Raw genomic sequence first — 22,799 nt, 5'->3', positions numbered from 1 at the left:
TAAAAGGATGGTGCACTTGTTAAGGTTTAAAGGTCTTCGTGGTCATAAAGGTTTTGATTTGGATGGTGAATTACGTATTGATCAAAAAATTGGTGTGCTGACTGGGAAAAATGGTTCAGGAAAAACAAGATTTTTAGAGGCGATAGCCAATGGTAACGTCATCGTTGATGAGGATGGCGAGGAAATAGCGGTCGCATCTATTAAAATGATTGAGCACAAATCGTTGGTGCCTCAATTCTATAATGGATATGATGAAAATTCGCGCAAGATGAAAGTGTTGGCTTTAAAACAGATATTGGAAGCATGTAAGGGGGAGTTAGATGAGCCGTTAAGTGCGGTGGCTGTTAATCATCCTTTGATGGCACAGAGGGCTGGTAGGTTAGGTGGTGCTGATTGGCCGCAAGCTCATAGAGTCATCGGGTTGATCGCGCGTAAGCTAGGGAAGAAACCTAGTGAGGTTTCAGGAGGAGAGGTTGATAGCTATTATGATGAATATCGAAGGTTGACTTTTGGTGAATATGATGTTGGGGCAATATTCAAAGATTACCTGAGGCGAAAGGAGAGTAATTTATATTTTCAATGGTTGCGTCAAGAGCGAGGGCGTGAAGATGTTCATTTTGTTTCCGAAGATTCATTTGAGTCGGAGTTTGGAGGTCCTCCTTGGGTTGCTCTCAACTCGATCCTGAGCGACTTGTTTGACGGGAAATTTAAGTTTAGCGAACCGGGACATGAATACGATCCCGCTTTTGTTACAAGCTTATGCTTAAGCGCGGATGGAACTCCGTTGGAACCTAAGGAGCTTTCTTCCGGAGAGCAAACTCTTTTATGGCTAGTTCTTACCATTTTCAATACTCGTGCTTTTATATCTAGCACTCAGACTCCCAAACTTTTGTTGATAGACGAACCGGATGCATTTTTACACCCCTCAATGGTCTTGAAAATGGTCCAGTGCTTTGAAAGTTTTTGTGACGTATTCGACGCTGTGGTTCTTTTTACTACGCACTCACCTACAACTGTTGCTCTCGCTCCCGTTGATGCAATTTATGTTGTGGATGATAATAAAGTTTCCGCTGTGGACCAGGACGGGGCGATTTGCGAGTTGCTAGATGGTGTGACGCAAATATCAATAAGCCCCCATAATCGTAGACAGGTTTATGTTGAAAGCTCAAGTGATGTTGAGATCTTTCAGATGTTGTATGATGCTGTTTTGCGAAAAAGTGAGTTTCTAGATAAGAAAATTAGCTTGACGTTTGTAAGTGCTGGGATGAAATACCCTAGGGGGTTGGTTGCAGAGAAACTGAGAGAGTTCTTTGGGGGGCTGGAATCGGGACAGGTGGAGTTGTATACGAGTGCTATAAACGGTGTCGGTGGTTGCGTACAGGTGAAAGGAGCGGTAGAGCATCTTTGTGATGCTGGCAGTATCACGGTAAGGGGGCTGATTGATAGGGATGCAAATAACATCGCTGAGGGTCATGTGCATGTTTTAGGTGGTGGGGTTTGCTATGCAATCGAAAATTTGGTTTTCGATCCCGTCTGTACTTTGCTAAAAGCGCATCTAATAGATGATCAAAAGTTTTCTATGACTGCTATATGTGGTGCAGAGGTAACATACGATCAGTGGCTGGAGGATGATGATTTGTTGCAAAAAAGTGTTGATGTATTTATAGATACGTTGTTGGGTCGGCCGAATCTGAGGGATGTTTCATTCGAATATATGGGTGGTAAGCGACTGCTTTCTGATTCTGGATATTTGAATCATCATGGTCATGAGCTTTGGAAAGATAAAATATCGATCAAATATGCGCCGCTTAAAAGGTGTGGGAAAAATGAAGAAGGTGTAAAGAAAGAAATTGTTCGTTGTATGTTGCTGCATACGAAGGGTAAGTTTGTTCCGTCATTGTTCGTAGCTGCATTCTCTGATCTTCAGAAATAGAGGCTATTGTTTGTATGATAAGGTTTTGAGTTTTTTAATCTATTTAAATTATTCGCTGGATTAACTCTATGCCTTGATTTCGAACATTACCCACTGCAAGGTCAACCTTGAACCACTCAAAGACCTCGCTAGGTTCGCCCTGCAGCAGAACGATTTGTTCGGCGCGCTCTGTTGGTGTGGCAGGATCGATCCATTCCCGCGCCAGCTCCGCATTGAGCGCCACAGGGCGGCGATCATGGATGTCCACCATGCCTCCCTGGCTGTCAGCGGTGATGATTACGAAGCCGTCATGCTCCAGCGGCTCCCTGGCTCCAGTTGGGTACTGGCCGATGGCAGCGCACAAAATCGGCGCTTGGTCCTTTCGGCGGATCAGGTACGGCTGCTTCTTTGGCCCGCCTTCATCCACCCATTCGAACCAACTGTTGATTGGGGCCAGTGCTCGGTGCGGCCAGATCGACTTGTAGTAAGGACCGTGCGCAACTTTCTCGACCCTAGCATTCACCGGGGTTCTATCCTTCGCCCAATGCGGCTTCCAGCCCCAACGCACTAGGTCGACGTGTAGAACGTCACCCTCCTGATGGAAGAGCGCGAACTGATTCGAGGGTGCGCCGTTATAGCGCCCCAAGGGCTGATCGCCCACGGTATTGACCATGGCGTTCGGCATGCTTAGAACGCGGGTGAACTCATGGATTCCGGTGTACTGGGAGAGTCGTCCGCACATGTTGAACCCTCTGGTTAACGTCAGCGTAGTCCAGTGGGCGACCCGTCGACGAAGCACAGGTAAGCGGCGCACGACCGCGACCTGCATCAGCCGGGGCCTGCTCAGCCACTTGTCCGAATCCTCTTACAAGAAATTGACCGCAAAACTTGTACAACGTTAACTGTATATCTGTACAGGTTTCTAGAAGTGGTCCGTCATGAGCTTTTCGATTTTAGGCCCCATCGCTGAAGGCGGGTTAAAGCTGCCTCTCTGTTCGTTTCGAGTGCCCGCCGGGTTTCCGTCTCCGGCAGCGGACCATATCGAAGCGCACATCTCATTGGATGAGGTTCTGAACATACGCGCCCCGCATGTCTACCTAGTTTCCATCGCTGGGGAGAGCATGCAGGGCGCTGGGATCTTTGAAGGGGACCTTGCCGTCGTCGACCGTGCGATGGAGCCTACGCACGGGCACATCGTCGTGGCGCTGCTGAACAACGAGCCCGTGTGCAAACGCCTTTGCATACGCGGTAAGGAGGTGATTCTCCTGTCGGAGAACCCAAAGTACCCACCGAGGTACGTGCTCGAGGGCGACGAGCTGGTCATCTGGGGCGTCATTACCTGCAGCGTGCGCAGCCATGTCTAAAGCCCAGCCTGTTTTTGCCCTGATCGATTGCAACAGCTTCTACGCCAGTTGCGAAAGAGTATTCCGCCCGGACCTGGCCCGCGTGCCCATCGTGGTTCTGAGCAACAACGACGGCTGTGTGATTGCTCGCAGCTACGACGCCAAGCCCTACGTGAAAATGGGCGAGCCGTATTTCCAGATCAAGCACAAGCTGCAGAAACACGGCATCGTCCCGTTCTCCTCAAACTACGCGCTATATGGCGACATGAGCGAGCGCGTGATGACACTCATTGAATCGATGGTGCCTGCTGTCGAGGTTTACAGCATCGACGAAGCCTTCGCGGATCTCACCGGCATTAACGGCCGGGATACCCTCGGTCGCAAGATCCGCAGCCACGTGCTGCGCTGCACTGGCATCCCAGTCGGGGTAGGGATCGCTCACACCAAGACCCTGGCGAAGCTCGCGAACCACACGGCCAAGCGGCTGCAGGTGCAAACGGGCGGCGTGGTTGATATCTGCGACCCGTTCAAGCGCGACTGGGTGCTGCGCAACACCGACGTGTCCGAGGTCTGGGGAGTCGGTCGCAAGATGAAACTTCACTTGGACACCATGGGTATCAAGACCGCTATGGACCTGGCGAAGGCCGACCCTTGGACGCTACGCAAGAAATTCAGCGTGGTGATTGAGAAGACAGCCCGCGAGCTGGCCGGCACGCCGTGCCTGGAGCTGGATGAGCCGGACCCGCCGAAGCAGGAGATCTGCTGTAGCCGGATGTTTGGTAAGCGGCTCACGGAGCTGGTACCGATCAAGGAAGCGGTGGCCACTTACATGATGCGCGCCTCGGAAAAGCTCAGGGCGCAGAGGTCGCTTTGCAAGAAGATCCGCGTCAGCATCCGCACTGGCATGTTCAACCCGGAGGAGGCGAAGTACGCCAACGGTGTTCTGATTGACATGCCGTACCCTACGGACGATGTGCGGCTGCTGACCAAGGCCGCGGTAGATGCACTCGACCGGGTTTTTCGACCGGGCTTCAAGTACAGCAAGGCCGAGGTGCTGTTGATGAATCTCTGTCAGCAAGGAGAGTACACCGACGACCTGTTTGCCACCTCGCAGCCAGTCGACGCCACGAAGTTGATGGCGGTGTTGGACCAGATCAACGGACGCTGGGGCAGGGGGACGCTGCGTTCAGCCTGCGTGCCTGCAAACCCTGAATGGGGCATGCGCCGGGAGCTGATGAGCCAGAGCTACACCACAAGACTGGACCAGCTGTGGCGAATTTCTTGTAAGTAGCCGGTGGAAAATATTGAGCCTTCGTTCACGTGTGGGACGTTCTGCATATATAGCAGCACCCTGTGTTACTAGGATTGGAAGCAGAGGTGGGCTTTCAGATGTAATTTTCCATTCTCGCCCGAAATTCTACAGCCAGAGCCTCTCAGAAAAGAGCGATTAGCTCTGGTGACATAAGGCTCCTACCTTGGAAAATTAAACCCAAGTATCTTCAAGTTTTCGGAGTTTGAGTCCAATAGATTCCATTTTTGGGATAACCGCTCTGAGAGCATTCCGCATGGTTTCCTGGCTCGGGTTCGATTGGATGTTGAAGTAGTGATTGTTTGGCTCTTTGTCGTTAAATTCCATTGCTTCAATTGACAACTCTGAATTGATCAGCTCTACGGTCTTCTCTAAAAGCGTGTCGCTTTCGGCAGTGATGGTTAGAAGTAAATCGCGGTCGTCGTCGTAAATATTAACTATGATTTTATCAGTTAGCTCGTGACATTCATCTCGTTTGACGAATGTTGCCTCGAGGATTTCCCACTGCTTTTCAATTGAAAGGTCCATCTTTATTATCCTTGTTGAGAAGTTGAAAGGTTCTGGTCGTCTTGATGTGGCGTGGCGACCTATTGTGTAAGTTTTATTTGTCTTTAGTGGCAGTATTAATAATTTTAGTCGTGGTTGCGACTTCAAAGAGCCAAGAAGTCATCGAGTTCATCTGGTGGCCATACAGTTTTAGCGAGAAAAAGGCCAATAACGTGCTCGACACCGTCCACCTGCTCGATTAATTTTTTGGCAGCATTAAATGATGCCCCCATAGTAATAACGTCATCCAAAATTACAACCGTGGCTCTTGCAGGGTGATATACATGCGCAGGGTCAATCGCCATGGTTTCCAAGAGTTCGGCGGGAGTTAATCTGCCTCCACCTTCATGTTGGCTTTGCCTTAACGCTGTTTGTACAAGTATTGGGCGAATATCGGTCGGGGGTTTTCCTCTAGCCATGCTTAGCAGAACTTTATGCATCCTGTCATCAAAATCTGGATGGCCTGGGGGCTTGGAGCAAGGCATCGGCACAAATGTCACACGGGAGTCTGCTTTTAGATCTAGAGTGGCGGCAAGTATGCGGCCCCAATAATCAATCGCGCGCTGCTTATACCATAGCTCGCCACTGGAGCTGGAGGGTTTCTTTTTTAAGTTAAGAATCTGTTGGTTGGTTTCGCTTTTTTGAAAACCTCCACCAGATGTGTATTCACCATAGTAGTAACATTTATCATCATCCACTAGATAGCGGTAATCATCGTTGTCCAGCTCAATCAGCTTTGTCATCCGTGAGCATTCCAATAAGGTCACTTACATTTTTAACTCGAATGGCGCCCAACTTCTCATACTTTGCTGGCCATGTTAGTTCCGGCTTTCTAAAACAGCTGTCGAGAATGAAAAGCTTTCTTTTTTGCGCAAGTGCTGCACGCGCCTGTACGAGTGTGCCTGAAGTATTGCCCGCTTCAACTATGATTGTCGCATTAGTGAGTGCGGACATTGTTACGTTGCGCGCGGGGAAAAAAAGTCGATTTACTTTATAGTTTTGAGCGTCATACCTCAGGAATGGTACTTGGGAGATGAGTAGGTGGTGTTGGGCAATTCGATCTTGGAGAAGTTTGTTTTCTTTAGGGTAATAAGAGTTTAATGGTGTGCCTATCACCGCAATAGTGTTGCCTCCTGCCTCGAGTGCAGCATTGTGGGCGCAGGAATCAATTCCTTTAGCTAGCCCTGAAACAACGGTGAATCCTTTTTGAACGAGTTTGTGTGCAATAAATCCAGCATTAAAGGCGCCTTCTTCACTTGGTGAGCGTGTCCCTACAATAGCAACACATGGTGTATCAACGAGTTCCCAGTTCCCCATGTAGTAAAGCATTTCAATTGGGTGGTCGGCATCTCTGAGTTTCTGTGGATATTCACCTGCGCCATGTAGTCTAATGCCGACCTTCGAAAGAAATTCTGCTCCCAGGGAGCTTGAAAGCTTCTTGCATGTATCTTCAATGAGTAGACGGTCCACAAGGTCCGAGGGCGCAGCTCCAGGGTTTTCGCCGAACAGTTTTGCAAGGTTTGCGAACCATGCGCCATGGTTGAGCCAGAGGGCTTCATAGGCTGCGATCTCTTCCAGTGGAATGATCGGCTTTGAACGAAAAATATTCGCTATTGGGGAGGTAAAATTCATACTTGATTTTCTGATCGCTGTCTGCGTCATGGGCGTTCCTTGCTAGACCTTGCTGGTGGTGAAATGTTGCACCACAGCGTTTGCGTCGATTTAGCGCCTTCTGTCCCTATCGGTGCTTAATTTAGCGTGATCTTTAGCTCTGCGTCACTGAAAAACCAAATCTAAGTGACACAAAAACGAACGCCCCAGCAGCGAGACGCAGATTCATGCGTTTATGGGTAGCCGAAAGCGAAATTTTTTGTCGAAAAACATCGTTTCTGGTGAGGGAAAATAGCTAGGAGGGGCCCGGCGCATAAAAACCCTCTTAATAGTCTGGTTTTTTTGCGCGAAAAGCCGGGTACGCCTAGCGCCTTCCCAGCCTCACTATCTCCCGACGCCAAGCGGAACCCACCCAACCTACCGGTGTGATTTCTTACCCAGTACCGCACGCCTGAAATCAGCCAAGCTGCGATTGCTAAATATTTACTACATAGTTTTCCTAAAAGATGCTCGCAGCCAGGCTAGGTAGAGGTTCAGCGACTAATCCGTCCAATCCATCATGGGTGAGCCAGGGGCCACTTTTGACCAGCAGCTGACACTCAGCCGAGCAAAAGCCATGCCGGTTCAGAATTCGCGTAACAATAGAGTGATCTGCAAGCGATAAATTGATAACTTCCAGTCCACCTGACGCGAAACCCACTGAGCTAGACGACAGTGCTCACGCGTTTCGCATTTGAAAGCAGATCGCATAGAGAAACTTGGAGCCGCTTAGTGGAAAGCACGTTGGGAAAAATTTGCGGATTGCAGCCCAAGTACTCATCAACCAACACACACGAAATGCAAGAGCGGGGGTATCTTATTCGATCTGTGCTTGCGGGGGAGTTGCGTTCCCGTTTACCAGCCCTACAGAAGGCATTTCATAGTGCCTTTGATGATCTTGCTGTCGAGGGCTCGGATGGTATCGGGCGAAAGACAGAAGCCCCGTGGGTACGCGTCTTTTCTAGAACAATGTCCCCTAACCCGCGTGAAGGGTTCTATCTGGTAATTCACTTTGCAGCTAACGGCTCTGCTGTTTTCATCACAGTAGGGTGCGGGAGCACGATCTGGCGCGGGGGCGATCTCCAGCCTGTATCTAATGACGAACTTAGTAAACGAACCTCATGGGCTCGGTTCGTCGTTCAGCAAAAATGGAAGACGCTCAGCCCTTTTGATGACGAGATTGTCCTGGGTGCGAAAGCGCCACTCCCACGAACATTCGAGAAAGCCACGGCATTTGCTAAGCGTATAGCAGTCTCAGACTTATTGACCGTTGATTTTGACCTTTTATTATTTAGAGCTGCAGAACGCCTTAGCGAAATTTATCTTGCTCAGATTGAGCAACGAGATATATCTCCAGGCGACCAAGATGCTGGGGAAATTGCTATAATTGCCAAACCTCTGAGAAGTACAGCAGGAAAGCAAGGACGAGGGCTGACAGCAAAGGAACGGCAGGTAGTTGAACTTCAAGCTATGGCACTGGCGATACAATATCTGGCTGCAAAGGGTTTTGAGTCGCGGGATACTTCAGCAACGGACTCATTTGATATTCTTGCCAAGAAAGCTGGTGAGAAGCTTATGGTCGAGGTGAAGGGCACGACCAGTGATATCTGTGATTCGGTACTGATGACAAAAAACGAAGTTAATCTCCATCGAGAACATAAAGGATCCACAGGCCTACTTATCGTCTCGAAGATTAGACTCTCTCGTGATAATGACGAGCCAACAGCTACTGGTGGCGAAGTTGAGGCTCTACTTTACTGGGATATTGATGAGTGGATTTCGGAACCAATTGCGTTTCAAGTATCGCGAAAGGCTAGCTACTAGGCCGATCTACCCAAAAAACATGAATGTACCTCGGTCAACTTGGGAAACGCTGTAACTACTTTGGGCCGGTTTCTGCAGGTCAAGACCGTCAAAAGTCGGCCAAGAGTAGTCATTGAAAAATCGCACTTGAGGATCCTTCAGCCGCCAAGGGCAGCAATGGTGTTATTGAGCCGTCGCAGCAGATCATCGTATGTGATGATGTCCATCATGTTTGCATACTTGCGTTTTATTATCTCGAAGTCCAACAACTGGCTTCCTGTCATATTGGCACCGCCGATTTGATCGCGTCCGACGATGATAGTCGCCTTGGGATTGGAGATCCGAATCCTCATGCCCGGCGGTAGTTCAGTGGTGTATTTTTTGGTGAGGGTTTCTTCACCTTTGATACCCCATTTCGATAAGTGGAACAGATATTTCTCGGCCTGCATAATGCTACCGCTCAACTCTGAGGTCGGTATACTGTTACCACGATACTGGCTCTTGCGAAGGATTTTGTCATCGAAGGGCTTTTTGACTTCTATGATGTCAAGATTTCCATTGGCATCAATCAAGGCAATGTCGATATATCGATCAGTTTTCTTGCTGAGATTACTATAATAATCATGGATAGTGACATTCTCGAGAACCATAATATATTTGGGGAACAAAAGGAGTAGGAAGGACAGCATCAGCTTCTGCCAGTCACCCTCGGACCAATTTTTCTTGGTTGCCAAGGAGTCCTTTATTAGGTCTCGAATCAAAATGTATTTCTCGATTTCCAGCTTCTTCAATACATCCAAATTGATTTTGTTGGTGCTGGTGAGAGACTTGTTTCTGTTGAGATAGTTTTCATAGCGGCCCCGTGCATCCCTCATACCATCCAGGTACTGAGAAAGTATTGTTTGAACACGAGCATCGGCGTAGCGGTTGAGTTCATAGCTGTTCGGGAATTTTTTGAGCAGTTCCTCAAATACGTCTCTCGGTATTGCGTCGGGGTGTGTCCCTCCTATCACAATGGAATTGGAGTGATCTAGTAGTTCTGATAGACGAAGAAAAATCGAGATATTGCGCTCGGCAACAAAGAGAGACCGCCTGAGTGTTATATCACGACTTATGAGTAAGTCGTTTTTGATTTCAAGGATCCGCGCAGGAATCCTCACATAGTCATTTGCGAAAGTTCCGAATCGAAACTGATACTTATAATTCTCAAAATTTTGGTTGGGGGATGGAGGATTTAGTAAGTCTGAAGAATTGAACAGAAATATTCGAGATATCCGCGCTTTGTTGTTGGTCGTCAATTCATCCCAGACCCATTTGTCATCGGATCCCAGATCTCCTTCGTATTCAAGATCGACACCTGTAGCTGTAATCTGAAATTCAAGCATGCTTCCCTCGATGGAAAAAATCAACGCCTCCTACTTATAGCAGGTGATATCAGAGTTTACATACTGAATGCCTCTAGTTTGATAGGCACAGTTGAGCGGCTGCTTTTGGCCCGAAAGCCGACACTGAGCGAGCGAAAAAGGGTGTCTCCAGTTAAGAAAAAGCCCCGTGTCGTTTCTACCGACGCGGGGCTTTTGGATGCATGAGTTCTCGTACCATTCTCCGTACCAATCGTTGCGTTTTGGTGAGAAAAATCAGGTCGCCCTAAGTACGAAACCCCCGATTTCATTACTTCTGAACACCAAGCTGAACCCACTCTATATAGCGGTGTAATTCTGTTCCAGAGACATGAAACTACCTGTGGGATTTTACGCAAAGGGCAAGGGTACGGTGGCGGACACGGCGCTGCAAGCTCGGCAAGCGAGGGCTATTCGTCGCGGCCTTCCATCATGGTGCGCTTGAGCATCACGTAGACCGCCCCGGCTCCGCCGTGTTTCGCCTGGCAGGAGGTGAAGCCCAGCACTTGCGGGTGCTGGCGCAGCCAGGTGTTGACGTGGCTCTTGATCATCGGTCGCTTGCCGTCCAGGCGCACGGCTTTGCCATGGGTGACGCGTACGCAGCGGATTTCGAACTTGGTGGCTTCGGCCAGGAACGCCCAAAGGGTTTCCCGGGCCTTTTCGACACTCATGCCGTGCAGATCGAGGCTGCCTTCGAAGGGGATCTGGCCGACCTTCAGCTTGCGCATCTGGCTTTCCTGGACACCGTCGCGGGCCCACATCAACTCGTCTTCCGGCCCGACGTCGATCACGAACTGATCGGACAAGCCGTCCACGGTGGTGGCGTCGGTGCGCACGGTGGCCGCTTGGCGCAGCTTGGCGATTTGCGCGCGATCAGCCTTGGGCTTGCCGGTCTCGGCACGGTCGTGCTTGATCGGTTTTACGCCCTGGATCGCACTTTTGAACAGGGAAAAGTCGTCGTCTTGCATGTCAGCCTCCGCGAAGCCGGCCAGTTTACCCAACTCTGGCGGAATCCGGCGCGACAAAACGTCGGGTGGCGGGTCAGTCGTGCTTTTTCATCAGGTGCGGAGCCATGGCCAGCTCCAGGGATTGACGGGCGCGACGGCGGCAGCGGCGCCAGAGCCAGACGCCCAGCAACAGCACGAAAAGACCGACGGCCAGGATGATAGCCGAACCCAGTGGGGTCGCGTTCAACTCGCCCAGTGCCGGTGGACGGCCCAGCAGGCTGGCGGCACCGGCCATGGCCAACAGTACACCGAGTGTTGCCAGCAGCGCTGCGATCGCTGCGCCGAAACGAAACCGCCAGTTGCTCGGGCCTTTGGGCCGCAAGCGACGTGCGTCAAAACCATCGGATAACTTCATTCCGACCTTCCTCAATGGGTATCGGCCCTTCGACCGGAAGATATTCGGGTTGTTCCTGACACTAGGGCAATTGCGGCAAATGAGAGGCTTTTGCGGATGAGCGGCGCAGTGGGCCGCTCATCAAGGCGCATCAGATGAAATCGCGGGTCAGGGCCAGGGTGGCGAAGTTGTCGGCCATGATCGCCATTTCGGTCTGCTGCACGTGCTCGGCGCTGAGGACGCCGCCCTTGTACGGCAGGTCGCGCGTGGCGCAGGCGTCTTCCACCAGGGTGCAGCGAAAGCCCAGGTTCTTGGCGGCGCGCACGGTGGTGCTGACGCTGGAATGGCTCATGAACCCGCACACGATCAGGTCCAGGGGGCCGAAGTCTTCCAGGCGCTTTTTCAGCTCGGTGCCGTGGAAGGCGCTGGGCAGCAGCTTCTCGACCACGGTTTCGTCGCCCTGGGGTTCGAGGCCGGCAATGAACTCCCCGCGTTCGCCTTGTGGGTCGAACAGCCCGCCATGGGTGCCCAGGTGGCGCACGTGCACGATCGGTCGACCGGCTGCACGGGCCGCGCCGAGCAGTTGCTTGATGTTCGCGACGGCTGCATCCATGCCGCTCAGGGCCAGGGGCCCGGCGAGGTATTCTTTCTGGGCATCGATGATGATCAAGGTCGCTTGACTCAGATTGGCCGCTGCATAACCACGGCCGCTGAGTTGAAACATCGTTTTTGGAACGGACATTCTGGGGCTCCTTCGAGTGGGGCTTTTGCGACATTGTCCTCTGGCTGAGCGGTTCTGTGAATCGCTTCCATCGCAAGGGCCGCCGTTGCTGGCCTACAGCCTTGTCAAGATGCTCGTCTTGTTCAATAGGCGGTGCAAAAAACGGACAAATCCTACGGTTGGTCCGGCGCTTTTCGTTCGTCATCGGGGCGCGTTTGGGTGGGGGCGCGTTTGGCTGGTAGACTCGCCCGTCGATTTTTCTGGAGTTTGCCACCGTGATCACTTCCCGCCTCCGTACCCTGCGCGACCATATCCGTTGGGCCGTCAGCCGTTTCCATGGGGAGGATCTGTTTTTCGGCCATGGCACCGACAATGCGTGGGACGAAGCCCGTCAACTGGTGTTGGGCGCGTTGCATCTGCCGTGGGAAATTGCCGACAGCTACCTGGACTGCCGTCTTGAAGACGAAGAGCTGGTCCACGTGCAGCGTTTGCTGCGTCGGCGGATTGCCGAGCGTATCCCGACGGCCTACCTGCTGGGTGAGGCCTGGTTCTGTGGAATGTCATTCATCGTCGACGAACGCGTGCTCATTCCGCGTTCGCCCATCGGTGAGCTGATCGAAAAACGCTTTAAGCCTTGGCTGGGCCAGGCGCCGGCACGGATTCTCGACCTGTGCACCGGTTCCGGCTGCATCGGCATCGCCTGTGCCTATGAATTCCCGGAGGCCGAAGTGGTGCTGGCCGACCTGTCGTTCGAAGCACTGGAAGTGGCCAACCAGAACATCGAGCGCCACGGCGTCGATGAGCGCGTGTTCACTGTCCAGGGCGATGGTTTCGACGGTTTGCCGGGGCAACGTTTCGACCTGATCGTGTCGAACCCGCCCTACGTCGATGCGGAAGATTTCGCCGATATGCCGCAGGAATACCAACATGAGCCGGAGCTGGGGCTGGCCTGTGGCGACGACGGCTTGAACCTGGTTCGTCGGATGCTGGCCGAGGCGGCCGATCATCTGACCGAGAAGGGTCTGTTGATTGTCGAGGTGGGCAACAGCCAGGTGCACGTCGAGGCGCTGTACCCGGAAGTCGATTTCGCCTGGCTCGACTTCGAGCGCGGCGGCCATGGCGTGTTCATGCTCAGCGCCGAGCAGTGCCGCCAGCACCAGGGGTTGTTCGCTTCGCGGGTTTGATTGCTGCGACCGCTTTTGTGGCGAGGGAGCTTGCTCCCGTTGGGCTGCACAGCAGCCCTCGCTTTAAAGGCTCAAAATAGTATTTGCCAGATTTACGACTGCTGCGCAGCCGAGCGGGAGCAAGCTCCCTCGCCACGGGATTGTCCGTATTGCGCCGCAACCCCACTGTGGGGGCATGCGCGGTTGGGATCAGTGCCGCGTCGCAATCCAGATCAGCAACCCCGCCTGGAACATGGCGAAGGCCACCAGGCAGGTGATGGTGAAGCGCAAGCCGGTGTCTTCGCGCTTGAACTTGTTGACCTTCTCTTCCTGCTGCTTGAGTTTGACTTCCTGTTCCGCCAGGTTCTGCTCGGCTTGTTGCAGCATCTGCGCGGCTTCGAGGATGGTCACGAACTGCAGCTTCTCGGTGTTCCAGTCCCCGACCAGATCGCCGACCTGGGCCGACTTGATGCTGCCCTTGAGGTGCTGGGCGTCGGCGTAGGCGACCTCGAAGCCCTGGGCCTTGAGGAAGCGGTCGCGGCGCAGGCGCGTGTCTTCGTTCAGGGCGTCCTTGTTGTCCAGGTCGGTGCCGTCCACCTGGTAGGCCGACCAGCGCTTCTTGGCCCAGGTAATACCCTGGGCCGCGAGGAACCGGCCAATGCCACGGTTCAACGGCTCGACTTGCAGGTTGTCCGGGGAAAAAGTCAGGCGTTTCTCGACGTGATCGGCCCAGACGTCCAGGTGATTCTGTTCCTTGCGCACCCGCTGGTTCGGCAGCTGGATGGTCATGCGCAGGAGGCTGCGTTCCTTGCTGTGGCGCTCGACATAGCTGAACTCGACAAACCGCAACGGCCGCACGCCGGTGGCGCGGTCGGTCTTGAGCGGCGCCAGCCGGAGCATCTTGTGATGCTCGGTATGCACATCGGCCCACGGCAGCTCCACCGCAGACGAGGCGGGGGCTTCGGCAGCGGTGTCGGGGGAAGTTTGAGTTTCAGTCATAACGGCAAAATCCTGTCCAGGCCGGCGGGTCGGTAGCCATTGCGCTATCCGACACCGGGTTATCGGCCATTTTTGCCAGTACTGAAGCTAAATCGACTAAAACCGCCTAACGCGCGGCTAACGAGTCAATAAAACGCAGAATCCGCGTGCCGAGTTCGGCCGCCAGGGGCAGGTTGGGGTCCTTGTAGGAGGCCAGTTGCCGTTTCACGTCGTTGGGCACGATGCGCATCACGTGGTTCATGCCCTCGATCAGCACCAGTTCGGCGTCGGGCTTGGCGGCTTTCAACTTCCGGGCATCATCGACGCTGACCTGGATGTCGTTGCTGCCCTGGATGATCAAGGCCGGCATCGTCAGCGCGGCGAAGGCCTGGGCCGGGTCTTGGCGGAACAAGGAGATCAGGTACGGCTGTACGCTGGGGCGGAAAATGACCTGCAGTTGCGCTGGCACGTTGTTGTCCAGCCGACCGGCCTTGAGGCTGTCGAGCAACTCGTTGCTGCGCAGCATCAGCGGCGGTGGCAGGCGGTTGCTCAGTTGCTGGCGCAGCACCTGGTCGATTGGCCGGGCGCTGCCGGACAGCGAAATCACCGCCGCCGCGTTGGCCTGGGGCGCGGCGAGGCTGGCGATCAGTGCGCCTTCGCTGTGGCCCAGCAGAATCAACGGGCCCAGGCGTGGATCGGTGGCGAGCTTGTGGCTCCAGGCCACGGCATCGGCCACATAGGCCTCGACGCTCAGGTTGCGCTCGTCCGGTGTTGCCGCGAGGCTGGCGGCCACACCGCGTTTGTCATAGCGCACGCTGGCAATGTTGTGCCTGGCCAGGACCCAGGCCAGGCGCTTGAGGCTGTCGTTGCGCCCGCCCTCGGGGTTGTTGCCGTCGCGATCCGTAGGACCGGACCCGGAAATGATCAGGACAACCGGCACCGGCGTGTCGGACTTGGGCAGCAACAACGAGCCGAACAGTTCGCCATTGCCGGTGTCGAGGCTGATCGGGCGTTGCAGCACCGTGGCCTGGGCCAGGCAGGAAAACAGGCCGGTAAACAAGGCAAGGCTTAAGGCAAGCAGCTTTAACATCATCACGCCATTAGTTACGAAGGTGCCGGTTGGACTGGCGGCCGCCGATAAGGTTCGAGGATGAACTACGCGGGGAGCCTGCGTATACTGGCGCCCACTACGAATCCAAGGTTGAGTTTCTCAGCGTTTTCACGGAGCACCCTGCATGTCCGGCAATACCTACGGCAAGCTGTTCACTGTCACCACCGCGGGCGAAAGCCATGGCCCGGCGTTGGTCGCCATTGTCGACGGCTGCCCGCCGGGCCTGGAGATTTCCCTGGACGATCTGCAGCGTGACCTGGACCGCCGCAAGCCCGGCACCAGCCGCCACACCACCCAGCGCCAGGAAGCCGATGAAGTCGAAATCCTGTCCGGTGTGTTCGAAGGGCGCACCACCGGCTGCGCCATCGGCCTGCTGATCCGCAACACCGACCAGAAATCCAAGGACTACTCGGCTATCAAGGACCTGTTCCGCCCGGCCCACGCCGACTACACCTACCACCACAAATACGGTGAGCGCGACTACCGTGGCGGCGGCCGCAGCTCGGCCCGGGAAACCGCCATGCGCGTGGCGGCCGGGGCGATCGCGAAGAAGTACCTGGCCAGCCAGGGCATCGTCATCCGTGGCTACATGAGCCAGTTGGGGCCCATCGAAATCCCGTTCAAGACCTGGGACTCGGTGGAACAGAACGCCTTCTTCTGTCCCGACCCGGACAAGGTGCCGGAACTCGAGGCCTACATGGACCAACTGCGCCGGGACCAGGATTCGGTCGGCGCGAAGATCACCGTGGTCGCCGAAGGCGTGATGCCGGGCCTGGGCGAGCCGATCTTCGACCGCCTCGACGCCGAGCTGGCCCACGCGCTGATGAGCATCAACGCAGTGAAGGGCGTTGAGATCGGCGCCGGTTTCGCCTGCGTCGCCCAACGTGGCACCGAACACCGTGATGAACTGACGCCGCAAGGTTTCCTCAGCAACAATGCCGGCGGGATCCTCGGCGGCATTTCCTCGGGCCAGCCGATCGTGGCGCACCTGGCCTTGAAGCCAACGTCCAGCATCACCACGCCGGGGCGCTCCATCGACATCCATGGCAACCCGGTGGAGGTCATCACCAAGGGCCGTCACGACCCATGCGTCGGCATTCGGGCCACGCCCATCGCCGAGGCGATGATGGCCATCGTGCTGATGGATCACCTGCTGCGTCATCGCGGCCAGAACGCCGACGTGCGCGTCAGCACCCCGGTACTGGGACAACTTTGATGGCCGGCCTGCCAGCCGCCGTGGCCTGACGACCGTGGCGGCACTGCCGTACTGGCGGCTCTCCAGTTTCTATCTGTTCTATTTCGCGCTGCTCGGTTCGACGGCGCCGTTCCTGGCCCTGTATTTCGATCACCTGGGCTTCAACGCGGCGCGCATCGGCGAGCTGGTGGCGATCCCGATGCTGATGCGCTGCGTGGCGCCGAACATCTGGGGCTGGCTAGGCGATTACACTGGCCGACGCCTGGCGATCGTGCGGTTTGGCGCGATCTGCACGCTGTTGGCCTTCTCGCTGATCTTCATCGACAAAAGCTACGCCTGGCTGGCGATGGTCATGGCGCTGCATGCGTTCTTCTGGCACGCAGTGTTGCCGCAGTTCGAAGTCATCACCTTGGCCCACTTGAGCGGGCAGGCCGCGCGCTACAGCCAGATCCGCCTGTGGGGTTCCATTGGCTTCATCATCACCGTGGTCGTGCTCGGTCGTTTGTTCGAATGGCTGAGCCTGGACATCTACCCGGTGGCGCTGGTGTTGATCATGGCCGGTATCGTCCTTGCCAGTTTCTGGGTGCCCAATGCCCAGCCATTGCAGGGGCCGCGAGTCGCGGGGGAGGGCTTCCTGCGACAACTGCGCAACCCTGGCGTGCTGGCGTTCTATACCTGTGTGGGCCTGATGCAGGTGAGCCACGGGCCGTATTACACCTTCCTGACCTTGCACCTCGAACACCTGGGCTACAGTCGCGGCTTGATCGGCCTGCTTTGGGCGGTCGGTGTGGTGGCGGAAGTTTTGGTCTTCCTGCTGATGAGCCGGATCCTGGCGCGGTTTTCCGTGCGTCGGGTGCTGCTGGCGAGTTTCCTGCTGGCGGCGTTGCGCTGGCTGTTGTTGGGCTCGCTGGCCGAATTTCTCTGGGTATTGTTGTTTGCCCAGGTGTTGCACGCGGCGACCTTCGGCAGTTTTCACGCCGCCGCCATCCATTTTGTGCAACGTAGTTTCGGCCCTCGTCAGCAAGGCCAGGGACAGGCGCTGTATGCGGCGCTGGCCGGCACGGGCGGGGCCTTGGGCGCGTTGTACTCCGGCTACAGCTGGAATGCCCTGGGCGCCAGTTGGACGTTCAGCCTCGCCAGCGTCGCAGCCTTTGCGGCAGCCGTTATCATTGCGACACGTATGCAAGAGGACCGGCCATGAGCCTTCGAACCGTTAATTTGCTGGAGCCATTGTCATGAGCAGCCTGTCCGTCTATCACGTTTCGAGCCCTGAGATTCCGAACAAGGTGTTGACTCACTTCGAGGACATTGTCGCGACGTTGGCTGAGCAAGGTGTGCGCTTTGACCGTTGGGAAGCAGCGGTGAAAATCCAGCCGGGTGCCAGGGATGAAGAGATCATTGCGGCTTATCAGGCTCGGATCGATGGGTTGATGACTGAGCGGGGTTATGTGGCGGTCGATATCGTCAGTGTCAGCAGTGATCATCCGGAACAGGCTGGGGAGCTCGATGAGTATCGCCATAGCCAGGATGACGTGAGATTTTTCGTTACCGGTCGTGGTTTGTTTAACCTCCACCTTGGCGATTATGTCTATGCGGTGCTGTGTGAAAGGAATGACTTGATAACGGTGCCTGCTGGTATGCCGCATTGGTTTGATGGGGGGGAGCGGCCGCATTTTGTTTCGATTCGTTTGTCTGGTGATTCGCATGGGGTGGTTGCTGAGCTGACAGGGGATGATATTGCTCGGCGGTTTCCGCGTTTGGAGGATTGACCGCGTTCTTTGGGTTTGTGTGTATATCCATTATTTTGGTAACGGCGGCTTATGGTTCCGCCCTGACGGCGGGTCACTTTTGGAAGAGCGCCAAAAGTAACCAAAAGCGCTTTGCCCCACCACTCGGCACCTCGCCTAGGCTCGGTGTGCCCTCACTCCGGCATTGCTCCGTGGGCCGCCGCGAAGGGCCATCCATGGCCCAGCGCGGCTATCCCGGCATCCATGCCGGGATGCCCACTGCGCAATGCCTGCGTTCGGCCATCGTGGTTAACGGGGCGCCCCAGATCAAAATCAAGATCCAAAGCAAGAGCAAGAGCAAGAGCAAGAGCAAGAGCAACGGCGAGAGCGGGGCACAGGCCGTCATCTATGTGGCTGAGCCACCGCTATCGCGAGCAAGCTCGCTCCCACATGGGATCTTCAGCAGCCACAAAACTTATGTCCACCGCAGAACCCTGTGGGAGCGGAGTACGACCAGAGAGCCAGGTCGGCTATCAGGCCGCCTCGCGATGGACGTTGATCTCGGGCACACCGAGCCTTAGCGAGGTGCCGAGTGGTGGGGCAGGAGCGCTTTGGTTACTTTCGACTGGGCCGGCTTCCGGGCTTTTCGAAAGTGACCCGCCGTCAGGGCGGAACCCTAAGCAGCCGTTACCGCAGAAACGGATATACACACCGATCAAACGCCCTCAAAAGAAGGCGCAAAAAAACGGCGCTTCCCATTTCTGAAAGAAGCGCCGTTTCCAAGTAAACAGCAAACCGAGTTAACCAGCAGACTCAAGCGCTATGGTAAGTCGGCAGCGCAAACCGATGCTGGCTCTGCAACAGCGTGATCTGTGGCAACTCGCTGGCCTGTTCAGCCAAGTCGCGACGGATCGCGCTGATCGCCCAGGACAACTGATCCCCAGCATGCAATTGAGCGTAGGAAATCGTGCGTTTGAACAGCTTGCCGTCGCTATTACGCAAGGTCAGCAGAATGCCGCCATCCGGGCGGGGCTGAGTGGTCACTTCGTAGTTGGAAAACAGGGACGCAAACTTTTCTTGAATCATGTTCATAGTTGACTGCTCCATGGTATGGCAAACCGTGGAGGGAGGGTTGCACTGTCTGTGCCAGCATTTTATTTTTCAATAAACACTTTAAAAACAATGGGTTATATTTTGTGCGGATTTTTGCTTTCGTGCATCTTGCATGAATAGCCATCGTGCATCCTGCATTTTGCGTGGTCGGGCAATGATTTTTGGAACCAAATCGTTGTCCAGCGCTCACGCTTCGCCTGCCTCGGACCGCGGATACAAAACATTGCAAAAACCGCGTGTACAGCGCCGCGATGGCCGGCGTACTTTCGAGCCAAAATCACTGCCAGCCCGATAACAAGAACCGAGACCCACGAGGTCGAACGGGGAAGATCACCATGAGTCGTACACCCAGCGACGCCATTACCTGGGGCATGATGCTGCGCAAGCTGCCAACCATCGCCAGAGCCGTGCCCCGGATCGTCAAAGGCATGAAGCTGGCCAATGTCCAGGACCCGACCCAGCCTTGCGGCCTGGGCTGGTGTTTCGAGCAGGCCACGCAACGCAATCCCCTGGGCCCGGCACTGCTGTGTGGCGATACGGTGTTGAGTTATGCACAGGTCAACGCGCAAGCCAATCGCATCGCCCATTATCTGTTGGCCCAAGGCATCGGCAAGGGCGATTGCGTGGCGATATTCGTCGAGAACCGGCCGCAGCTGTTGATCAGCGTGCTGGCGATGGCCAAGGTTGGCGCGGTCAGCGCCATGCTCAACACCTCGCAGACCGGCGATGCGCTGGTGCACAGCCTGGCCCTGGTCAATCCGGTTGCAGTGGTGGTCGGGGATGAACGGGTCGCAGCCTTCAACGACGTGCGAGAGCGTACCGTGCTACCGAGCAGCAGGACTTGGTGGCTGGCGGATCAGGACAGCGGCGATGTTCCGTTCGGCTTCGTCGACCTGATGGCTGGCTGCGAGGATTACCCCGGCGATAACCCGGCGTGCAGCCAGCAGGTGTTCTGCGACGACCCATGTTTTTATCTCTACACCTCGGGCACCACCGGGTTGCCCAAGGCCGGGGTCTTTCGCCATGGTCGCTGGATGCGCACGTCCACCAGCTTCGGCCTGATCGCCCTGGACATGCAGCCCGACGATGTCGTCTATTGCACCTTGCCGCTGTACCACGCGACGGGCCTGTGCGTGTGCTGGGGCGCGGCGATCTGTGGAACATCGGGGTTCGCGATTCGACGCAAGTTCAGCGCCAGCCAGTTCTGGAGCGATGTACGCCGTTACCGGGCGACCACGCTGGGGTATGTCGGAGAGTTGTGCCGTTACCTGATCGACCAACCCGTCGCTGCCGACGACTGCCAGCACGGTGTGAAGAAAATGATCGGCAACGGCCTGCGGCCCGGGGCCTGGTCGACCTTCAAGACGCGTTTCGGCATCGACCACATCTGCGAACTGTATGCGGCCAGCGACGGCAATATCGGTTTCACCAACATCCTGAATTTCGATAACACCATCGGGTTTTCCCTGATGGGGTGGGAATTGGTGCAGTACGACCATGCCAGCGGCCTGCCGTTGCGCAACCTGCAGGGTCGCATGCAAAAAGTGCCCAGGGGCCAACCGGGTCTGCTGCTGGCGCGGATCGACGAGAAGGCGCCACTGGACGGTTACACGGATCCCGCCAAGACCGAAAAAACCATCTGCCGGGATGTCTTCGTGCCGGGCGACCGTTACTTCAACACTGGGGACCTGTTGCGCAATATCGGCTTCGGACATGGGCAGTTCGTCGATCGTCTCGGCGACACCTATCGCTGGAAAGGCGAAAACGTCTCCACCACGGAAGTCGAAAACGTCTTGCTGCAACACCCGCAGGTGGCCGAGGCGGTGGCTTATGGCGTGGAGATCAATGGCACCAATGGCCGCGCCGGCATGGCGGCGATCACGCCCTCTGAGTCCCTGGCGACCCTGGACTTCAGCGAGCTGCTGCAATTCTTGCAATGCAAGTTGCCCGTTTATGCCGTGCCGTTGTTCCTGCGCATCAAAGTGAAAATGGACACCACCGGCACCTTCAAGTACCAGAAGACCCGCCTCAAGGCAGAAGGGTTCGACCCGTGCGTGACTGGGGACGAGCCGGTCTACGCCTGGCTGCCGGGCACCGACACGTACGTGCGGGTGGACCGGCCACTGGCGATCCGGATCCAGGGCGGACAACTGCGTTATTGATTCTGGCTATGACGGGCACAATGAAAAAAGGGATGACAGCGCCCGGGTCCCTCGGGAAACTAGCCGCTTTGCGAAGACCCGAGTGGAGTTTCCCATGTCCGATACAAGCCGCCAGATGACGCCGGAAGAGGCTGCTGAATTTGCCGAGCAGGTGTTCAACGTCGCACGCCAGGGCGACGCTGCCATGATGGCCGCGCTGCTGAGCAAGGGCCTGCCGCCCAACCTGCGTAACCACAAGGGCGATACCTTATTGATGCTGGCCGCTTACCACGGGCATGTGGAAACGGTGAAGGTGCTGCTGGAGCACAAGGCCGATCCGGAAATCCGCAACGACAACGGCCAGAGCCCGATTGCCGGCGCGGCGTTCAAGGGCGACCTGGCCGTCGTCTCGGCGCTGGTGGACGGCGGCGCGCAAGTGGAAGGCGCCTCTTTCGACGGTCGTACCGCCTTGATGATGGCGGCGATGTTCAACCGGGTGGAAATCGTCGACTACCTGATCGGCAAAGGCGCCGACCCGAAAGCCAAGGACGCCAACGGCGTCTCGGCCCTCGATGCCGCAAGGACCATGGGCGCGGCGGACACCACGGCGCAGTTGGAAAAGTTGTTGGCCCTGTAGGAGCTGCCGAGCGAAGCGAGGCTGCGATCTTTGGCAGTTGAATCTCAAGCAAAAGATCAAGATCAAAAGATCGCAGCCTCGCTTCGCTCGACAGCTCCTACGGACCGATGTGATGCGCTATCCTGCGCGCCCCCAAAACACCATTCGCCACAGGATTCACCCCCATGAAAGCCGCTCTCATCGAACTCATCGGCAAAATCAGCTCCGGCTGCCTCGGCGAGGCGGACATCGAGAAAATCGCTGACGAAGCGGCCCAGGCCTATGCCGATCCGACGGCTTTCCAGGCGGCCAATCCCGACATCAATTACGACGACACCTTCCCGATCCCGTTGGGTGAGTGGGTGGTGGTGGGTAGCCTGCCGGACACGGTGCTATTCCAGGCCGACACCTACGTGGACCTGTTCGAGCAGATCGTCGCCTCGTTCGGCCCCGGCGTGGCGTTCAACCTCAAGCCCAAGCAACTGGCGAAAACCGAAGCCCTGACCGCGCTCAACCGCATCCAGATCCAAATGAGCAGCCTGAACAAGGAAAGCGGCGGCTACGTGTTGATGAATTTCAGCCAGTTGCTCGACGATGAATTGCAGATGGTGCTGGTGTACGGCAACGACGTGCCGCGGGTGCTGGCGTTGTGTGCCGACGTCGGCATCGCCGCCGCGCCGGCCCTGGAGGCCCTCAAGGTCGCGGTCCACGTCTGAAGCAATAAAACGAA

General features: G+C 55.7%; 22 protein-coding genes. 11 read left to right on the top strand and 11 right to left on the bottom strand.

The window, feature by feature from the left end; all coding sequences use genetic code 11:
* The first annotated feature begins 16 nt into the window (after nt 1-16).
* Nucleotides 17-1,933 (top strand): AAA family ATPase, encoded by a 1,917-nt coding sequence (locus AD659_RS19090; RefSeq protein WP_053124033.1) that lies wholly within the window; start codon nt 17-19, stop codon nt 1,931-1,933.
* Between the two features lie 43 nt (nt 1,934-1,976).
* Here the strand turns inward: AD659_RS19090 and AD659_RS19085 are convergent, their stop codons facing one another.
* On the bottom strand, nt 1,977-2,654 hold the full coding sequence (locus tag AD659_RS19085; RefSeq protein WP_053124210.1) for an SOS response-associated peptidase family protein: 678 nt from the start codon (nt 2,652-2,654) through the stop codon (nt 1,977-1,979).
* A gap of 196 nt (nt 2,655-2,850) precedes the next feature.
* On the opposite strand from AD659_RS19085, the gene AD659_RS19080 reads away from it, so the two are divergent.
* Nucleotides 2,851-3,276 carry a LexA family protein gene (locus AD659_RS19080; protein WP_053124032.1) on the top strand — a complete coding sequence of 142 codons (426 nt, stop codon included), beginning with the start codon at nt 2,851-2,853 and terminating at the stop codon, nt 3,274-3,276.
* Complete coding sequence (gene umuC / locus AD659_RS19075; protein ID WP_053124030.1) at nt 3,269-4,546, top strand: translesion error-prone DNA polymerase V subunit UmuC; 1,278 nt, start codon at nt 3,269-3,271, stop codon at nt 4,544-4,546. The genes AD659_RS19080 and umuC overlap by 8 nt, the downstream gene beginning before the upstream one ends.
* A 192-nt stretch (nt 4,547-4,738) precedes the next feature.
* Here umuC and AD659_RS19070 read toward each other — a convergent pair whose 3' ends face one another.
* The 3 genes from AD659_RS19070 to AD659_RS19060 form a co-directional block, all read right to left on the bottom strand.
* Entirely contained in the window at nt 4,739-5,092 is a 354-nt protein-coding gene (locus AD659_RS19070) for a hypothetical protein (protein WP_053124029.1), read from the bottom strand.
* Between the two features lie 122 nt (nt 5,093-5,214).
* A complete protein-coding gene (locus tag AD659_RS19065) occupies nt 5,215-5,853 on the bottom strand; it encodes a hypothetical protein (RefSeq protein WP_053124028.1) in 639 nt (212 codons plus the stop codon).
* Complete coding sequence (locus AD659_RS19060; RefSeq protein WP_197676971.1) at nt 5,837-6,772, bottom strand: DNA-processing protein DprA; 936 nt, start codon at nt 6,770-6,772, stop codon at nt 5,837-5,839. Before AD659_RS19060 ends, AD659_RS19065 begins: the two co-directional genes overlap by 17 nt.
* Before the next feature lie 720 nt (nt 6,773-7,492).
* Here AD659_RS19060 and AD659_RS19055 point away from each other — a divergent pair.
* On the top strand, nt 7,493-8,584 hold the full coding sequence (locus AD659_RS19055; RefSeq protein WP_053124027.1) for an MrcB family domain-containing protein: 1,092 nt from the start codon (nt 7,493-7,495) through the stop codon (nt 8,582-8,584).
* A gap of 137 nt (nt 8,585-8,721) precedes the next feature.
* Here AD659_RS19055 and AD659_RS19050 read toward each other — a convergent pair whose 3' ends face one another.
* From AD659_RS19050 to AD659_RS19035, 4 genes are all read right to left on the bottom strand, one after another.
* The gene (locus AD659_RS19050) at nt 8,722-9,948 is read right to left on the bottom strand and encodes a Shedu immune nuclease family protein (RefSeq protein WP_053124025.1); all 1,227 of its coding nucleotides are present in this window, start codon (nt 9,946-9,948) and stop codon (nt 8,722-8,724) included.
* Nucleotides 9,949-10,373: 425 nt separating this feature from the next.
* Complete coding sequence (locus AD659_RS19045; RefSeq protein WP_003204497.1) at nt 10,374-10,931, bottom strand: Smr/MutS family protein; 558 nt, start codon at nt 10,929-10,931, stop codon at nt 10,374-10,376.
* Nucleotides 10,932-11,004: 73 nt separating this feature from the next.
* Complete coding sequence (locus AD659_RS19040; RefSeq protein WP_053124023.1) at nt 11,005-11,325, bottom strand: hypothetical protein; 321 nt, start codon at nt 11,323-11,325, stop codon at nt 11,005-11,007.
* Nucleotides 11,326-11,455: 130 nt separating this feature from the next.
* Nucleotides 11,456-12,046: a cysteine hydrolase family protein gene (locus tag AD659_RS19035; RefSeq protein ID WP_053124021.1), complete on the bottom strand. Its 591-nt coding sequence runs from the start codon at nt 12,044-12,046 to the stop codon at nt 11,456-11,458.
* 254 nt (nt 12,047-12,300) lie between these two features.
* Between AD659_RS19035 and prmB the strand changes: the two genes are divergently transcribed.
* Nucleotides 12,301-13,209: a 50S ribosomal protein L3 N(5)-glutamine methyltransferase gene (gene prmB / locus AD659_RS19030; protein ID WP_053124019.1), complete on the top strand. Its 909-nt coding sequence runs from the start codon at nt 12,301-12,303 to the stop codon at nt 13,207-13,209.
* Between the two features lie 189 nt (nt 13,210-13,398).
* Here prmB and AD659_RS19025 read toward each other — a convergent pair whose 3' ends face one another.
* Both AD659_RS19025 and AD659_RS19020 read right to left on the bottom strand, forming a co-directional pair.
* Complete coding sequence (locus AD659_RS19025; protein ID WP_053124018.1) at nt 13,399-14,187, bottom strand: hypothetical protein; 789 nt, start codon at nt 14,185-14,187, stop codon at nt 13,399-13,401.
* A 106-nt stretch (nt 14,188-14,293) separates the two neighbouring features.
* Nucleotides 14,294-15,259 (bottom strand): alpha/beta hydrolase, encoded by a 966-nt coding sequence (locus AD659_RS19020; protein WP_053124016.1) that lies wholly within the window; start codon nt 15,257-15,259, stop codon nt 14,294-14,296.
* A 142-nt stretch (nt 15,260-15,401) separates the two neighbouring features.
* Between AD659_RS19020 and aroC the strand changes: the two genes are divergently transcribed.
* The 3 genes from aroC to AD659_RS19005 are packed head-to-tail and all read left to right on the top strand — an operon-like array spanning nt 15,402 to nt 18,241.
* Nucleotides 15,402-16,493, top strand: a complete 1,092-nt coding sequence (aroC, locus tag AD659_RS19015) for a chorismate synthase (RefSeq protein ID WP_053124014.1) — start codon at nt 15,402-15,404, stop codon at nt 16,491-16,493.
* A 34-nt stretch (nt 16,494-16,527) separates the two neighbouring features.
* A complete protein-coding gene (locus tag AD659_RS19010; protein ID WP_053124012.1) occupies nt 16,528-17,673 on the top strand; it encodes an MFS transporter in 1,146 nt (381 codons plus the stop codon).
* 34 nt (nt 17,674-17,707) lie between these two features.
* Nucleotides 17,708-18,241: a 1,2-dihydroxy-3-keto-5-methylthiopentene dioxygenase gene (locus AD659_RS19005; RefSeq protein WP_053124010.1), complete on the top strand. Its 534-nt coding sequence runs from the start codon at nt 17,708-17,710 to the stop codon at nt 18,239-18,241.
* A 771-nt stretch (nt 18,242-19,012) separates the two neighbouring features.
* Here the strand turns inward: AD659_RS19005 and AD659_RS18995 are convergent.
* A complete protein-coding gene (locus tag AD659_RS18995; RefSeq protein ID WP_003204481.1) occupies nt 19,013-19,291 on the bottom strand; it encodes a DUF3509 domain-containing protein in 279 nt (92 codons plus the stop codon).
* 356 nt (nt 19,292-19,647) lie between these two features.
* Here AD659_RS18995 and AD659_RS18990 point away from each other — a divergent pair, with 356 nt between their 5' ends.
* The 3 genes from AD659_RS18990 to AD659_RS18980 all read left to right on the top strand — a co-directional run bounded on the left by AD659_RS18990 (nt 19,648) and on the right by AD659_RS18980 (nt 22,785).
* On the top strand, nt 19,648-21,474 hold the full coding sequence (locus AD659_RS18990; protein WP_053124008.1) for a long-chain-acyl-CoA synthetase: 1,827 nt from the start codon (nt 19,648-19,650) through the stop codon (nt 21,472-21,474).
* A 94-nt stretch (nt 21,475-21,568) separates the two neighbouring features.
* Nucleotides 21,569-22,090: an ankyrin repeat domain-containing protein gene (locus AD659_RS18985; protein ID WP_053124006.1), complete on the top strand. Its 522-nt coding sequence runs from the start codon at nt 21,569-21,571 to the stop codon at nt 22,088-22,090.
* A 164-nt stretch (nt 22,091-22,254) separates the two neighbouring features.
* Complete coding sequence (locus AD659_RS18980) at nt 22,255-22,785, top strand: hypothetical protein (RefSeq protein ID WP_053124005.1); 531 nt, start codon at nt 22,255-22,257, stop codon at nt 22,783-22,785.
* Nucleotides 22,786-22,799: the final 14 nt, after the last annotated feature.

It is taken from the genome of Pseudomonas thivervalensis, from assembly GCF_001269655.1.
GTDB lineage: Bacteria > Pseudomonadota > Gammaproteobacteria > Pseudomonadales > Pseudomonadaceae > Aquipseudomonas > Aquipseudomonas thivervalensis.
Note: the sequence above shows the minus strand (reverse complement) of the source record. Positions and strands in the feature narration are given on the sequence as shown.